Source organism: Glaciecola sp. 1036, from assembly GCF_050306235.1.
In the GTDB taxonomy this organism is placed as follows: Bacteria; Pseudomonadota; Gammaproteobacteria; order Enterobacterales; family Alteromonadaceae; genus Glaciecola.
The window spans coordinates 82,442-95,899 of the sequence record NZ_JBLWFH010000008.1 but is presented as its reverse complement, the minus strand read 5'-3'; the positions used below and the strand labels follow the sequence as shown (position 1 = coordinate 95,899).

Annotated in this window: 9 protein-coding genes; 4 read left to right on the top strand and 5 right to left on the bottom strand. The window is 40.1% G+C overall.

The genetic code is table 11. The features are described 5' to 3' along the window. Positions 1–71 precede the first annotated feature (71 nt). Positions 72–1,847, top strand: coding sequence for a lysophospholipid acyltransferase family protein (locus ACNKW3_RS12880; RefSeq protein WP_427399712.1), 1,776 nt, complete (start codon positions 72–74; stop codon positions 1,845–1,847). 134 nt (positions 1,848–1,981) lie between these two features. Here ACNKW3_RS12880 and ACNKW3_RS12875 read toward each other — a convergent pair whose 3' ends face one another. Further along, positions 1,982–2,485, bottom strand: coding sequence for a DinB family protein (locus ACNKW3_RS12875; RefSeq protein ID WP_427399711.1), 504 nt, complete (start codon positions 2,483–2,485; stop codon positions 1,982–1,984). Positions 2,486–2,603: 118 nt separating this feature from the next. Continuing rightward, positions 2,604–3,137 (bottom strand): lipocalin family protein, encoded by a 534-nt coding sequence (locus ACNKW3_RS12870; RefSeq protein WP_427399710.1) that lies wholly within the window; start codon positions 3,135–3,137, stop codon positions 2,604–2,606. A 222-nt stretch (positions 3,138–3,359) separates the two neighbouring features. On the opposite strand from ACNKW3_RS12870, the gene ACNKW3_RS12865 reads away from it, so the two are divergent. Then, positions 3,360–4,469, top strand: coding sequence for a DUF2855 family protein (locus ACNKW3_RS12865; RefSeq protein ID WP_427399709.1), 1,110 nt, complete (start codon positions 3,360–3,362; stop codon positions 4,467–4,469). Between the two features lie 55 nt (positions 4,470–4,524). Here ACNKW3_RS12865 and ACNKW3_RS12860 read toward each other — a convergent pair whose 3' ends face one another. After that, complete coding sequence (locus tag ACNKW3_RS12860) at positions 4,525–6,366, bottom strand: glycoside hydrolase family 3 protein (protein ID WP_427399708.1); 1,842 nt, start codon at positions 6,364–6,366, stop codon at positions 4,525–4,527. A 309-nt stretch (positions 6,367–6,675) separates the two neighbouring features. On the opposite strand from ACNKW3_RS12860, the gene ACNKW3_RS12855 reads away from it, so the two are divergent. Continuing rightward, positions 6,676–7,653, top strand: coding sequence for an aldo/keto reductase (locus tag ACNKW3_RS12855; RefSeq protein ID WP_427399707.1), 978 nt, complete (start codon positions 6,676–6,678; stop codon positions 7,651–7,653). Between the two features lie 38 nt (positions 7,654–7,691). Further along, the gene (locus ACNKW3_RS12850; protein WP_427399706.1) at positions 7,692–9,767 is read left to right on the top strand and encodes an alpha-amylase family glycosyl hydrolase; all 2,076 of its coding nucleotides are present in this window, start codon (positions 7,692–7,694) and stop codon (positions 9,765–9,767) included. Between the two features lie 99 nt (positions 9,768–9,866). On the opposite strand, the gene ACNKW3_RS12845 is transcribed toward ACNKW3_RS12850, so the two are convergent. Both ACNKW3_RS12845 and ACNKW3_RS12840 read right to left on the bottom strand, forming a co-directional pair. Continuing rightward, positions 9,867–12,140 (bottom strand): winged helix-turn-helix domain-containing tetratricopeptide repeat protein, encoded by a 2,274-nt coding sequence (locus ACNKW3_RS12845; RefSeq protein ID WP_427399705.1) that lies wholly within the window; start codon positions 12,138–12,140, stop codon positions 9,867–9,869. 125 nt (positions 12,141–12,265) lie between these two features. After that, positions 12,266–13,288, bottom strand: coding sequence for a hypothetical protein (locus ACNKW3_RS12840; protein WP_427399704.1), 1,023 nt, complete (start codon positions 13,286–13,288; stop codon positions 12,266–12,268). Positions 13,289–13,458: the final 170 nt, after the last annotated feature.

Sequence of the window (13,458 nt, the reverse complement as noted above, 5' to 3'; positions counted from 1 at the left end):
GTAAAAAAAGAAAGTTTTTTAACCTTATTGAGGTCTAATGGGAGAAATATTGGCTAGGAATTTGAAGGACAATGCCACAAAGATTAACCGCAGATCGCATTAGTATTGCTAATTTGGTGACTCACCCTACTCCCTTAACTAAGTTTGGCTTGTGGCTAATGGATAGAGTCATGGGTGTTAGGCAAATGGATCTTTTGTACCAACAACACCAAATGCAAGGATTAAGCAAAGAGGCGTTTTCAGATAAATTAATTGAAGTATTGGAGCTAGAACTATGCGGGATTGCCCAGCTTCAACAACGCATTCCTGCTTCTGGTCCGGTAGTTATCGCTAGCAATCATCCGTTTGGAGGTATTGAGGGCGTAGTGCTTGCAAGAGCAATTTGTGAAGTAAGACCTGATTTAAAAGTGCTAGCCAATCGAGGATTAGGCATATTTAAAGAATTAAGTGACTACTTTATTTTCACCAACCCATTAAGTGTAAATGATCCACAAAACGCGCCGTCTTTACGCCAATGCATATCTCATGTTGATAAAGGAAACGCACTACTATTGTTTCCTGCTGGTCGAGTTTCTCATTTAAACCGCGAAAATAACCAACTCGTTGAAAACGATTGGAATAAGGTAGTTGCCAAACTTGCGTGTAGAGACAATTGCCAATTTGTGCCTGTGTTTGTAGATGGTAAAAATTCCTCTTTGTTTTATAAAATTGAAAGGGTGTATTTTAAATTACGCATGTTTTTACTGGGTCGCGAATTACTCAACAAACGAGGCTTCAAAATGCAAATAGCTACTGGCAATCCAGTGCCCGCAAATCTGTTCCCGGATACCAATATTGCGAATAATTCGTCATTGTGTCGTGCATTAAGTTATGCCCATGATCCAAGCTGGCATTACGACTGGCCTGAAGATAAAGCAGTAGCATACAAGCCATTATTATCACCAATAGACAAGGATATTCTGGTCAATGAAATTCAAGCCTTACCTCAAGAACAGGCGTTAGTCTCTTTTAAGACATATCAAGTGTATTATGGCTATCAAGCACAAATGCCGAATGTGGTCACGGAAATCGCCCGATTAAGAGAGCTGGTTTTTAGGCAACACAATGAAGGAAGTGGGGAGCCAATAGATACAGATGAGTTTGATGCTACTTATACCCATTTATTTATATTTGATTCTGCCCAAAAGCAAATCATTGGCGCTTATAGAATGGGGCAGACCGACCGCTTACTAGCCCAACAAGGGCTTGAAGGTCTGTATTTGCACAAAATGTTTGATTTCTCATCTCAATTCATCAACCGCCAACAGCCTTGTCTAGAAATGGGACGTTCGTTTTTGATTCCAGAATATCAGGGTTCTTTTCAGGGGTTACTTTTGTTATGGAGAGGCATAGGCGCTTTCGCCAGCAAATTCCCTCAATATCGTACCCTTTATGGCACCGTATCTATCAGTAAGTTATACAATCCCAAAAGCGTTAAGCTAATTGAATCTGTACTCATAAACCAAGACAAAGAGCAAGGCGTGAAAGCAAGAACCCCTTTTTCATTTGAGTTACATAGCGAAATTTCAGCTTATTTAAGAAAAATGAATATGACGCAAACCAGTACTCAGGAAAAATCCAAACTCTTATCCTGTTTTTTAAAAAGCATTGAACTAGACGGAAAAGACGTACCTATTTTAGTCAAGCAATACCAAAAAATGGGCGCAGAATTTCATGAACTAGGAATTGATAAAAGCTTTAATCACACCCCTGGCCTTTTGCTGAGTGTTAATCTCGCGCAAGCGCCAACAAAACTGTTGAAATTATATCTTGGAGAGAACTACCAAGCATACGTTGACTACCAATAAGTTAGGCAAGCCAAAGTTATATGGCTAGGATGCTTTTAAACGACAAATTTGATTGAACTGTTTGAAATTTGATATCGAGATTAAATGAGTGAATGCCAATGATGGCATTCACCTATTAGTGGCTTTACTTAATATTAAGCAGAGCGATTTATATGGGTGATGGTGGCTGGTGCGTACCCAAAAAACTCAGGTAGTTTTTTGTGTAACATTTCACACATGATTCGAATTAACGCAAAGTGATGAATCGCGTGACTGGTCACGAAAATCAGCTCTCGCTCCAAGGTCGATTGGCAGTGACCAGATTTAGTATGGGATATGTCAATTTCACAAGTCACTGAAATAACTTGTTGTCTGTCTTGTTCCGTTAGGCTATCTAACCAGTGCAAAACCGACTCCAACGACTCTATTGCCGCTAGTGGAAACTGCTCTGTTTGGTTTTTGCGATGGCGTTTGTTGTAGTCTACATGTCGACTAACAAAACCTGCCTTCAATGCCAAAAAATGATCAATAATATGCCGCATATGTGCACCTATTGAACTTGGAAAATGGGGTTGGATAGCGCTTTGGTAATCCTTCACTGCAATGCCATCGAGTAAATCGATAGCTTGTTGCACAATTTGTTTATAACTCTCGGTCATTCATTGCCCTTGCTTGCACTGTCTTGTTAGTCCGGTGAGTGTTTTTTACACTACACTATTTTGCGTGTAAATATAGACCTGAAAGCAAAGAAATTTATTTCAATTTGATATTTTTTTATTAATGATTGACAAAAATCAACTTATCTACCGAGAATCCTTTGAGTTCTGCCAGCTCAATCAGTTTATTCAATTGCTGCTGATTGATAGTCGGTGTTCTTGATAAAATCCAAAAATATTCTCTATTTGGACCTGAAACCAGTGCCCACTGATAATCTTGCTTATCCAAAGCAAAAACCACATAGCTGGCGTAGAAAGGCCCGAAAAAGGATACTTTTAAATGTGCGGTGGTAGGATCCTGAACAAAATAGGCTTTTCCTTCTGCTTCATCCCACTCACCGGAATCAGCATCAAATCCTCGATTAATCACCGAAATACCACCATCTTCGCGCACTTTGTATTGCGCAGTAACCTTACTTAACCCTTTCTCAAAGGAATGATCCAAGCGTGCAATTTCATACCAGGTGCCCAAATAACGTTGTTGATCGAAGTCTGATACAGGGCTAATTCCATCAGGCACTTCCACTGAAGTACAAGCGGTTAACCCACAACCTAAAAGAATTAAAGTAAAAAGTTTCTTAATAAATTCTCGCACATTCGTTCTCTTATTATTGTTACTGATGTAGTTACAGCTAATAAATGCATTTAGATTATTTGTTTTTTTGAAAAGGGTCATTAAAAGCGAATACTATGAAAAATTTTGCATCCTTATCCGCCTAATACATGTTTTCTATAACAATGTATTTACAATTTAAAGTCGCAAAAACTTTGCTATTGCGTCAATCTGGCGTAAATGATTCAAACGTGAGCAAACGAAATGACAACTATTTCCAGCCAACAAATCTGGGTTGATCAAAAAGATCTTAGCAAAACCAAAGTGGTCAATATAGAACTCGATATGGAGCAATTACAACCAGACGAAGTATTATTAGAAGTGGAGAGTTTTGGTTTTTCCGCGAACAATATTACTTATGCTGCATTTGGCTTTAAAATGGGCTATTGGGGATTTTTTCCTACTGATACCAATGAAGAACCAGGCTTTGGAATAACCCCAGTGTGGGGTTTTGCAAAAGTAAAAGCCTCCAAACATCCAAAGGTAAAAGTGGGTGAGAAAGTGTTCGGTTATTTGCCAATGGCCAGCCATTGGGTAATTCAAGTAGGTAAAGAAGCAGCTCATGGCTTTTCTGACATTCACCCTAAACGCAAAAGTATCAGTCCTGTGTATGATCAATACATTAGATGTTCTGCCGATCCCGGTTATGTGGCGGATCGTGAAGCTTGGCAATTGAGTTTTCGCCCACTTTATATGACCTCTTTTGTGCTAGATGACTATGTGGCTGAATTGTCCAAAGGTGAATCGCTAATTTTATCCAGCGCATCAAGTAAAACGGCTTTAGGTACAGCTCAATTGCTAAAAGACCAAAAAGCAGCTCGGGGCGTAGATTACAAAGTGATAGGTTTAACGTCTGCTTCCAATGTCGATTTAGTAACAGCTACCGACTGTTATGACCAAGTCATCAGCTATGAAGAATTAACGCTTTTAGACAAACAGCAAAAATATTGGCTGTTAGATTTTGCCGCCAAAGGCAGTCTTATTTCTGAATTGTCTCAACTACTTGGCAATAATTTAGTCAAGGTAACACTGATAGGCGCAACCGATTGGAATGCGTCTGAAAAACCTAACCCCAAATTACATGATGCGGAAATATTTTTCGCCCCCGCCAGAGTAAAACTGCGACAAAGTGAATGGGGGCATCAAGCATTTTTAGAGAAATATTCCAACGCTTGGCAAGCTTTTGCGACTAAAATAAAAGACCAGTTCTTCGTCAAACATGTTATTGGCAATGAGGATATTATCCAACTTTATCTAGCAACGCTAAATGGGAAAGCAGACACCAAAGCACTGAATGTTCTGAGTTTTGAATAGCCAAAAAGCAGAGTAGATGTCGGAGTATATCTACCCTGCTTTTTGTGTTTAATACTTATTTCGCAGAAACAGGCAAATTGCCAGTGGCGATTAATTGACCAGCCAAAACTTTTGCGATGGATTTGAATATAGGCCCCTGAACCTGAGTGATTAAATTGCCCTGTTTATCCACATATTTAATTTCCTGCACACCGTAAGAAAAACTAGACAAAATAACATCAGCATATTGTTCAAATTCACCAATGTCATAGGGCGTTCGAAGTGATAACAAGACAGTCGTTTTGCCGGCTTGTTTGGCGTCTTTTAATAATGTTAGCAATCTAGCTTTCGCTAAATCGGAATCTGGCCTATCTCTCCAGCTTCTAAGATCATCCATTCCACCTAATTCAGCCATGCTTTGGCGAGGGCTAATCAATCCAGCAATAACAATGTCTTCATTTTCGCTCGTTTGTATTTGCATAGGAAGCGAAGTAATTGTACTTCCCGCTAAACTGTCACAATGTAAATCCGCTTCCGGAAAGCTTTGATACAAGGCTGATAACAAGGCTAGACACTTTCGCGCATCTGGCATAACAAGGCGTACTTTTTGCTTTGTTATGTCTAAAGGTAAAGCGCCTTTAATTGACACAACAGAAGCATCAGCTAATTGTTGCGCCAGTTCTTGATGTTGTTTTGAACCCACTACAGACTCTGCGAAATGCGTATGAGTTGGGTCTGACGCAGGTGTCAACGGATAATCTTGTTTAAGTTGCTTGATTCGCTCCACAGAAGCAAATAGCTGTGCGTAGTCGAGCTTTCCTAATTGCACTGCATGCGCTACTTTTTTAATCAAGTTTTTGAAGGTTGCTATATCTTCAGGCGAACGAATTGCCATCGGCATTAAGGCAATATCGCTTCCCGCCGCAAAGGTTCTGATAACTGCATCTACTGGTTTGTAATAATCAGCAATGCCGGCCATATTTAGCGCGTCAGTCACTACAACACCTTGATAATTCAACTCACCGCGTAACACATCGGTAAGTATGACCTTAGACATGGTGGCGGGCACTATTGTTTGTTCACCGTCTTTGGCAGTAAAAGTTGCATTGTCTAAATTTGGGTATTGGATATGGGCGGTCATTATCATACCCGGATTACCATTTTCGATAGCGTATCTAAAAGGCAATAAGTCTATGGCATCCACTTGTTCGCGGCTATGCTCAACTCTTGGTAACCCTGTGTGACTGTCAACGTTGGTATCACCATGACCGGGAAAGTGTTTCAACGCGGCTATCACGCCTTGTGCCTGCATAGCATTCAACTGGGCAGAACCTAGTTTAGCTACTACTTCTGGATTTTCACCAAATGAGCGTACATTGATCACTGGATTGTCGGGGTTCACATTTACATCTACCGTTGGTGCAAAATTAACGTTAAACCCTAAAATCGATAATTCTTTGCCAATGATTTTACCTGTCTCTATCGCAAAATAGTCACCATATTCACGTTCGGTGGCACCAATGGCCATGCTACCGGCAAACTTAGTTCCCTCAGGTAAGCGATCAACTCTACCGCCTTCTTGATCGACGGCGATAAAAAGCTCACTAGTACCACCTGCTAATGCCGCTCTTTGCAGTTGCTGATTTAATTGGATGATCTGGGCATTATTTTCGAGATTATTTGCAAACAAGATAACGCCACCAATGCCTGTTTCAGCGATTAAATCTGCAAGTTCTGGCGGTAACTCGGTGACTGATTCTCGACAAGCATTGGTAGGCTGACTACAGAAATAGCGCACATCGATCATGATTTTTTGTGCCACCATTTTTTCTAAGGTCTCATCTGGTTTATAAGGCGTCACACAACCCGTTAGAATGCTTAGCACTGTGATGACAAAGAAGAAAACCTTTATTCGCATGTCGTTATCCTGGGGTTATTTTAACTCAAAAGGAATATATTATATCAATTAAAAGCTTATTAATATGAATAATTTATTCTTTACCTTTGTAAAGTTAAATAAAAACAGCATACGGCTATATCACTTTTTTTTCAGTGATTATTTTTACTGGTTCGAATCAACATATGGTTATAGTTAAAGCCAAAACTGAATTGTGGATAAAACCTGTTACTTGAGAATAAAACCCAAAAAAATTGTTCGCATACGTATTCAAAGAGTCTACCATTGCCATCTTTGATATATTTACAATTAATTAACTTTGGAGTTCAGATGTCGTCAACTCAACGCAAATTGCCTATTTCTCAATACATATCAAATGCCTCTCAATTGATTTATGGAGGTATGAACCTTGGTGGTGGTTGGAAAAGCAACCCTATAACTAAGGATGATGAGAAACTCACTCAGCAGTTACTCGAAACCTGTTTAGAGAATGGAATCAATATTTTAGATTTAGCGGATATTTATACATTTGGAAAAGCGGAAGAAGTTGTCGGTAGAGTATTAAAAAAGTCTCCCGATTTGCTAGATGAGTTGGTTATACAAAGTAAATTAGGTCTCAAACTAACGCCAGTACATCCAGTTAAACAATATGACTTTTCTGCACAATGGGTATCCAAAGCATTGGACGATATTTTATCTCGTTTGGGAATGGCGAAACTTGATGTGCTATTTTTGCATCGCCCAGATCCACTTATGGATGTAAAAGAACTCGCAGACACTCTTAATAAAGCATACGACGATGACAAATTTGGCTATTTAGCGGTTTCCAATATGCATGCTGGCCAACTCGCATACATTCAAAGCAATGTCACTATGCCTATCATTGCCAATCAGTTAGAAATGAGCTTATTAAAAGCTGATTTTATCGAAGATGGCATTACAGTAAATATGCAAGAAAACTGTTCTCAGGGTTTTCCACGAGGTACCTTGGAGTTTTGTGCGCAGCAGAACATTCAGTTGCAATCTTGGGGCTCTATGGCGCAAGGTCAATTTAATGATATTCATCATGACGATGCGAACATTGCGGCTACTAGCAAATTAGTGGCTGAATTAGCAGAAAAATATCAGGTCACACCTAACGCCATAGTATTGGCTTGGTTAATGCGCCATCCCGCGAATATTCAACCTGTTGTAGGTACGTTAAAACCTGAGCGCATTATCGAAATAGCGCAATCTACCAAAATCACTCTGGAACGCGAAGAATGGTTCAAATTATACGAAACCAGACGCGGCCAAGAACTCCCTTAATCTAAAACGACAAACGAGAGTATGAAGTAAGGAAAACTATGCACACACAATTAAATAGACTTGCAGCTGCCATTGGCGTTGCAGGATTAGTTGCACTTTCAGCCTGTTCTGAGCCTCAGCAATCACTCAAACAAAATACTCCCGTACCCGATAAACCTGTAGTTTCGGCAACATCTGTTGCCGAACAAGTTCCGCATTATTTAGAGCGAAATGTTCAACAGGATATTTTTTATTTTGTAATGCCAGATCGCTTTCATAACGCAAACCCAGATAACGATATGGGCGATCCTGATAAACCCATTTCTTATGGCGGCTTAGATAAAACCTCTAAATGGGCATTTCATGGCGGAGATATTCAAGGATTAGAGGCCAAGTTAGATTATTTGCAAGAAATGGGCATTACCGCTATTTGGATGACGCCCATTCTTCGGAATAAGGCGATACAACCGGACGGTTTTGCCCACCACGGTTATTGGGTTGTAGATTTTACAGAAATCGACCCGCACTTTGGCAGTGACGACGCACTTCATGATTTGATCGACGCCGCTCATAAACGCAATATCAAGGTGTTTTTTGACATTATCACCAATCACACTGCCGATGTAATTAAGTACAAAGAATGTCACGATGAACAAGGTAATTACCTCAACAAAGAGAAAAAAGGCTGTGCCTTTAAAGACAAAGCCCAATTAGCCAGTGGTGATACTTATACTCCATTCGTTCCCGAGGATGAAAAGAACGTAAAAGTCCCTGAATGGTTAAATGATCCTGCGATTTACAATAATCAAGGGGATTCTATTTGGCGCGGTGAAAGTGTTATTACTGGTGATTTTGCAGGCTTAGATGACATCAATACCAGTTTACCTGAAGTACAACAGAATATGATTCAAGTGTTTGAAGACCTAATAGATAAGTTCAAACCTGACGGCTTTAGAATCGACACTGTTAAGCACGTTGACATCGAATTTTGGCAAGTATTTGGACCTGCAATTGTTGAACATGCGCAATCAGTTGGTATTCCTCAATTTCATATTTTCGGTGAAGTGTATGACGGTAATCCAGCCAAGTTATCTGATTTCACCACTACAGGAAAATTACCTTCTGTATTGGATTTTGGCTTTCATTTTAACGTAAAAGATGCGCTTTTCAGTGGCATGGATATCAACCGAATTCCCCATTTGTTTGATAACGACGACTATTACCGAGATGCTGATTCATCGCCCTTAGATCTCATGACATTTTTAGGCAATCATGATGCCGGTCGTGTAGGACATTTTATTCAAAAAGGTTTTGCGGATTTATCTCCAGACTTGCAACTTAAACGCAGTTTACTCGCCCATTCTTTAATGTATTTTTCTCGCGGTATTCCTGTTGTTTATTATGGTGATGAACAAGGTTTTACTGGCGATGGTGGTGACGTAGATGCCCGTGAAGATATGGACCCATCGGTGGTAGATGTCTATAACGACAATACCTTACTCGGCACTAACAAAACGACTGCTGATGACAACTTTGATACCCAGCATCCCATTTATCAACACCTTGCCCACCTAGCTCAAATTCGAGCTAACACCCAAGCCTTGGGTACTGGTGAGCATTACAATCGATTGATTGATAACGATAAAGGGATCTATGCCTTTGCTCGTGTTGATGCAAAAGAGAAAAAGGAAGTACTAGCAATCTTTAATCTGGGGACTCAATCGCAAACAGTGAGCATTGATGTTGACGCAAGCGCCTATGACCATATTGACGGTGCTCAAGTAACGTTAAAAAATGGCAAATTAAACGCACAGCTAGCGCCCTTAAGTTACACACTGGTAAAAGCTCAGGACCAACTGTCAGTCTCCGAAATTGCCGATATAGTTATGTTAGATAGTTATCAAGATAATGGCCGCGTCATAGTGCCATTTGAATTAAGTTTTATCTCGAGCAACGCCCTAGAAATGGTGTCTGTCAACGTCTACGATGCTAACAAAGATCAGCTGTTAACTATGGACCCAACCTCCCCTTATCGCCTGATTTTAACGCCAGCACAAGCTGAGTCAATCACGGAGTTAAAGGTAGTAGTTGACAATTACCATGGTCAAAAAATAAGTAAAGCGTTCTCACTTTAGAAAACAAGCATATTTTACTAAGACGATTCTGGGTTGGGCTATTGGTGGATTGCAACGAATGGCCCAATGTAAGCTACTTCGACATCATTAGGGTTTAATCTATCGCCCTAACTGACCAAGAATTGGGTCTTTTTCAACTCGCCAAAGCATTGGCCAGTTGGCTTCTTCCAACAAATCGATTTGTGACTGCATTGCAACAACATCACCCGACAAAGCATAATACTGAGCTTTGACAAAGACGAAACCCGGAACGAAAAGCTCATTTTCTGGAAGAGATTCTAATTGTTCCTTTAAATTCCCAATACTTGTATTGAACGCAACTTGATCCCCATTTTGTTGATAACAATACGCCATGTAAGCATTGTAAGAGACAGTATTGGCAAGAATATCTGCATTCTCAAAAACGCCTTTATTGAGTTGCCATCCTTTTTCCAAATATCCAATAGCAATATCACACCTATTTTGCAGAACACTATGAAGTGCGTTGTTAAAGACCATCAGTTGAGACTCTGGCCTTTCTTCTACACCGGCCTGTAGCTTTTCGCTCAAGCCATCGATCAAACCGCTAGCATGATTCGTTAAAACGATAGATTGCAGGCCGTCAATATTAATTCCAAACTGATTGATTAACCCCTCATATGCTGCGGCTGCTTGATGTACCTGACCTGAAAACAAAAATTGCCAAGCTTGCCCCATTCGAAACCAATAGCTATCGCTCGAAGTGGTGCTAGCATATATTTCAAAAGCTTCTTTTGCTCGTTGCCAATCGTTTGTAAGCCCCGCGTTATAAGCGAGTCCTATACTACAGTTTGAGCTCGATGCTTGTAAAAACAAGCACTCTTCTACAATTTTCCGCGACGCATCAAAATTACCAAAATCTATGTTGATGGAGTGAATACCCCAATAAGCTAAATCAGATAATGGCGCAAGTTCTTTGGCCCTTTGATAATATGTAATCGCCGCTTTTTCATCGAAGGTAAGACGTAGCAAATTGGCGTAATTAATTAAAGCAACATATTGGTCAGGATTAATTGCCAAGGCCTTCTCAAACGCAGTTCTTGCCTCGTCTACACGGCCGTTATAATGATGAAGAATGCCTAAAGCACCATAGGCTTCAGCACTTTGGGGAGCAATTTCAAAAGCCGTCTCGATTGCCTCTAATGCCAACCTACTCGCATCCGTTAAACTCATTCTTTTATTCTGTGCCAGTAACAAATAATTTGTTGCTAGGTCTACATGTGCATTGGCATATTCCGGGTCTAGCTTGGTGGCCATGATAAATTCATCTCGGGCCTTTAGTAGAGCTTCAACAGTGCCTGTTTGGTTATATTTTCGTCCGCGTAACACATGCAAGTATGCATCCGAAGAATGACTTTGATAGCGTTTTTTCTCTTCAGGAAAATCAGTAAAGTTTGCGGTGATAGTATCGGCTACTTCCCGGCTAATATCACCTTGAATACTAAATGCTTCGTTTTTATTTGCGGTAAATACCTGTGACCATATATGACTACCATTGATGCCGTTTATCAATTGCACAGTGACCCGCAAAATATCACCTTCTTGGCGAATAGAGCCCTCAAGCAGATATGCCACACTTAATTTTTGGGCAATTTCTACAGCATCAAGTTTACTGTTTCGAAAGGTAAAAGATGAACGACGACTAATTATTGTGGTTTCAGGCAATACTGACAATTGATGAATAACTTCTTCTGCCAAACCGTCGGCAAAAAAACTAAGATCCTCTTGTCCAGAAATCACTTTAAACGGCATCACTGCAAGCGACGCGGGTAATCGCTCATTTTTGCTGAGTAGCAAATCAAATATAAACACTGCACAAATCAATAAAATAGTAGTCAAGGCATAAACTACATAGCGTTTGCGTACTTTTTTGTTCTTATATTGCGAAGTATAGGAAGTAGAAGGTGAGCTAGAGATCGGTGGAATTTTTTCGATAGGCTCTACAAGGTTATCCTCATTACGTGTCGGCTCATTTACATCGATTTTAGCAGCAGTGTTCTCATCATCAGTCGAAAAAGCAATAGAGTCATCTCTTTCTTCGTCACAAATAGTTACCTTTGCGAATAAAAGATAACCTCGCTTAGGTCTAGTTTTGATATAGGCTTCTTCTGGCTCACCTTCATTCAGTTTTTTACGAAGGTTTGATACCAAGCTGTTTACAGCGAAGTCGGTCACGTAGCGGTCATGCCAGATAGTTTTCATTATCTCTTTGCGAGACACCAAGTCCCCGTCAGCTTTTGCCAACAAGACGAGCAAATCCATTGCCTTGGGTTCTAAGGTTTCACTTATAGAGTCTTTAGTAATCGTGCAATTGACTGCATTTACAGTCCAACTACCAACTTGAAAACGCTCCACTGTCTACTTTCATTCCAACGTCATTGCATATATTGTATACAATAACGTTAGAACAAAATTCTTTCAATTATCTAGGTAGTGTAGCCTTTTCGACTAACTCAGTTGCATCGCCTCGGTCCTTCTAATTAATCCCTAGGGTCTGCTATTCGCATCTTCAATTTTCTGACCCACAGCATACCGATTAGTCCAAGTCCTAAAAGACTAGAGCCAAACGGCGCCGATACAGGCACAGAGCTAGACCCAGGATCAAACGCATTGACCCCAGAGACGCTACTAACTTGATATGCAACATCGAGGACAGCAAAGTCATCAACGGGATTGAAGCCACTACCAACTCTTTCCACAATTTCCAAATTCGCAAATTTTAAGGTGCTTAAGAAATTTGACACAATTAAGTTGTCGTCATATTTCGTTGCGCTAAAAGGAGCTTGATAGTCTGCGGACGCACTCAAAGTAGCTTTGAAGTCAAAGGGTTGCCCGTAAACAAAGCTAAATACGTTAGTTATAGTGTCTGGGGCTGTTCCTGATAGTACAGTTTGCTGATTTTGCCCTTTAAAATTCCGCTCTGAATAGCTGTAAGTGCGAGATGAACCCGAAATTTCAGTATGCGCTGAGTATGAAGCTCTAAAAAATTCATTGTTGTTGGTGTTATATTTAACTTCTTCTACAAATTCACCGCCAGTTTGTAAACTTCCGCTGATTAAAGTGTTGTAACGCGCAACACCTGTAGTGCCGTTTAGTGCGGGATCGGTTGCTGTGATAGTATAGGTATCTGAAAAAAACGCGTCAGTCCCAGCAAACATAGAGTAACCATAGTTAAAGTCACCACGTAGCGCTACGGATGCCCCTAACCGATCGAAGGAAGCATAACCTTCATAGTCTAAATGCTCGACGTTTCTTAGGGGATCAATGAGTGCGCTACTCACAATGTCAATATTATCTCGGTAGAGTCTTCTCTCACCAACAGAACCGAATGGGGCACCGTCAGTTAATCCTGTGGGAACTATTGTATCATCTAAAAAACGGTCAAATGCTTGTACGTTGCTATCTTTACCGTAACCAACAAAATTAAGGCTAATGCTTGCGCTCATTGCGTTTTGACTAATAAGTACGCAGGATGCCACTAATAGGGATTTATAAATCTTCATCTGTTTCTTTCCTTGTTTCAGTCTGTTTGACATCACAAATCTTATAAGCACCGGAAATGAGATTTTATAAAGAAAATATAAGATTTATATATAATTCAATGATAACAATAAGTTACATATATTTATTTCATATGGAGGTGGGATATTATAAGGTGGGTTTAATTTCTACC

What these genes read in the sequence shown, in the direction of transcription:
- ACNKW3_RS12850 (WP_427399706.1), top strand. Translation starts at nt 7,692, where the DNA reads ATGCACACACAATTAAATAGACTTGCAGCTGCCATTGGCGTTGCAGGA.
- ACNKW3_RS12860 (WP_427399708.1), bottom strand. Translation starts at nt 6,366, where the DNA reads ATGCGAATAAAGGTTTTCTTCTTTGTCATCACAGTGCTAAGCATTCTA.
- ACNKW3_RS12875 (WP_427399711.1), bottom strand. Translation starts at nt 2,485, where the DNA reads ATGACCGAGAGTTATAAACAAATTGTGCAACAAGCTATCGATTTACTC.
- ACNKW3_RS12880 (WP_427399712.1), top strand. Translation starts at nt 72, where the DNA reads ATGCCACAAAGATTAACCGCAGATCGCATTAGTATTGCTAATTTGGTG.
- ACNKW3_RS12855 (WP_427399707.1), top strand. Translation starts at nt 6,676, where the DNA reads ATGTCGTCAACTCAACGCAAATTGCCTATTTCTCAATACATATCAAAT.
- ACNKW3_RS12865 (WP_427399709.1), top strand. Translation starts at nt 3,360, where the DNA reads ATGACAACTATTTCCAGCCAACAAATCTGGGTTGATCAAAAAGATCTT.
- ACNKW3_RS12840 (WP_427399704.1), bottom strand. Translation starts at nt 13,288, where the DNA reads ATGAAGATTTATAAATCCCTATTAGTGGCATCCTGCGTACTTATTAGT.